Here is a 2,080-nt window from a genome sequence, read left to right as displayed (position 1 = left end):
GAAATATCTGAAAGCATTAATAATAAAATTCCGGAAGCGATCACAACTCCGCCCTGAAAACCTCCGCCCGGAGTTAGATGTCCGTGAATAAAGATATATGCTCCGAATAAGAATATCAAAGGCAGGAGAAAGGATGCTCCTGTTTTCAAGATCTCGGAAGAATCTCTTTTTTGGATAATTCGGTTTTTCTGCTTTCTTCGGAGCAGGAATCCAATGCCGGCAGTAGCAATAAAGAGAACCGTGACCTCTCCCAGAGTATCGAGACCTCGATAAGTTACGATAATCGAAGTAACGAGATTTGCTCCACCCAGTTCAGCAGGACCATCTTTGACATATTTTTCTGATAGACGGTTCAATTCAGTTGCGGATTTATATTCCGTGATCAGAGGAAGCAACAGATAAATCAGGAAAACAATAACGATAAAAGTGAAAACTCGTTTGATCATTTTTCCGTCCTTTTGTCATTTCTAATGCGATTGATTGCATAAAGGAAGACAACCGTTGTTAGTCCCGAACCGATGGCAGCTTCCGTCATCGCAACATCTGGAGCAGCCAAAATGAGATACAGGATACTGGCAAGCAGACTGATGACTCCGGCACTGATCACAGCAGAAACCAGACTTTTAAAATAGATCGCCATCAAAGCAGCGACTATCATTATTATTCCTAAAAATATTATGAGAAAAAGGGTCATTCGGATTCTCCTTCAAAGAACTTACGGATGGTTGAGGAACGAAACTTCCGTAATGGTCGTGAAAAGTCACTTATTGCGAAGGTCTGCGACCATTCGCAAGGTTTTTTTATTTTTCTTCATCATTCTTCAATCAACAATCATCATTCGATATTCTTTTTTTTCTTCATCATTCATCATTCATCATTCATCATTCCTTGTTCGATATTGGACATTCTTTTTTCTTCAACAATTAAGATTAGATATTCAGTTCCAACTATTGCGAAGGTCGATTTGAAAGACATCCTCTGTGGGAAACCATTCGCAAGGTTTTATTAAATCTTCAATTTTTCTCGTCTTCTGCGAGAGAGTCTTTGATTGTTTTCTTAGTCAGAGGAATTCCCATAAAATGAGCCGCTCGAGCCAGAGCATGAGATGATATCGGATTAGTGAAGATGATGAAAAGGATCAAAATTATGATCTTCGGAATGCAGGTGCATTTAATATGACTGATCGAGAGACCTATTAAAAATAAGATCGTGCCCATAGTTGTTGCTTTTGTTCCTGCCTGCATTCGGTTATAAACATCCGGCATTCTAAATAGACCGAGAGCTGCGAGCAGTAGGAAAAAAGCACCGATAAGAGTTATGATCGCTCCGATGATTTCCATTATAAACCTCTCTCCAGATAACGAGCAACAGCTACGACTCCCAGAAAACTGATCAAAGCATAGACCATTGCAACATCGAGATAAATGATCCTGCCGGCAAGCGATCCGATATAAACGATGATCGAGATGGAAATAATGGTCATCACATCGAGAGAAACAACTCTATCTGCAACCGTTGGTCCGATGATCATCCTGATAAATGCTAAAAGCAAGGCAACGATGGTGATGCCAAACGATATATTTAAGATTATTTCAACCAAAGATCACCTCCAGGTATTTTTCAAATTTTGATACGATTACTTGCGTTGACTCTTCAATATTTCTGGCTGAAACATCGATCCAGTGAATATAGAAAGTATCATCGCGGGTTTCAACGGTCAGAGTTCCGGGAGTCAGGGTTATGGAATTTGCTAAAATAATTCGCCCCAACCTGGATTTCAGTTTTGTTCTGATCCTGACAATTCCGGGCTTTATCGGTAATTTAGGATTCAACACTCTGAATGCAACATCAAGATTGGATTTTATCAATTCTTTTAAGAAAACAAGAATATAGACCAAACTGAAAAAAATAGATTTCGGAGAAAATCTGATTTCAGAGAAAAGATGCGATTTTTGCAGAAAGATCAGAGTCACAATAAGAGCTACAACTGAACCGGTAATTAATTCCTGTATCTGAAATCCTGTTAACAGAACCCAGAAAATCATTAAAAATAAAAAGAGCAAAATTCCCTGTTTTAAGG

Annotated in this window: 5 protein-coding genes; all 5 read right to left on the bottom strand. The window is 38.9% G+C overall.

What is annotated here, in order from left to right:
* The coding region (locus tag ENL20_07550; protein ID HHE38414.1) for a sodium:proton antiporter at positions 1–446 on the bottom strand (446 nt) is incomplete at its 3' end.
* Positions 443–694, bottom strand: coding sequence for a DUF4040 domain-containing protein (locus tag ENL20_07545; protein HHE38413.1), 252 nt, complete (start codon positions 692–694; stop codon positions 443–445). The genes ENL20_07545 and ENL20_07550, both read right to left, overlap by 4 nt.
* A 319-nt stretch (positions 695–1,013) precedes the next feature.
* Complete coding sequence (locus tag ENL20_07540; protein HHE38412.1) at positions 1,014–1,343, bottom strand: monovalent cation/H(+) antiporter subunit G; 330 nt, start codon at positions 1,341–1,343, stop codon at positions 1,014–1,016.
* A complete protein-coding gene (locus tag ENL20_07535; GenBank protein HHE38411.1) occupies positions 1,340–1,600 on the bottom strand; it encodes a cation:proton antiporter in 261 nt (86 codons plus the stop codon). The genes ENL20_07540 and ENL20_07535 overlap by 4 nt, the downstream gene beginning before the upstream one ends.
* Positions 1,593–2,045 (bottom strand): Na+/H+ antiporter subunit D, encoded by a 453-nt coding sequence (locus ENL20_07530; protein HHE38410.1) that lies wholly within the window; start codon positions 2,043–2,045, stop codon positions 1,593–1,595. Before ENL20_07530 ends, ENL20_07535 begins: the two co-directional genes overlap by 8 nt.
* Positions 2,046–2,080: the final 35 nt, after the last annotated feature.

It is taken from the genome of Candidatus Cloacimonadota bacterium, assembly GCA_011372345.1.
Taxonomy (GTDB): Bacteria; Cloacimonadota; Cloacimonadia; order Cloacimonadales; family TCS61; genus DRTC01.
The sequence above is the reverse complement of the archived record's forward strand: the minus strand, read 5'-3'. Positions and strand labels throughout refer to the sequence as shown.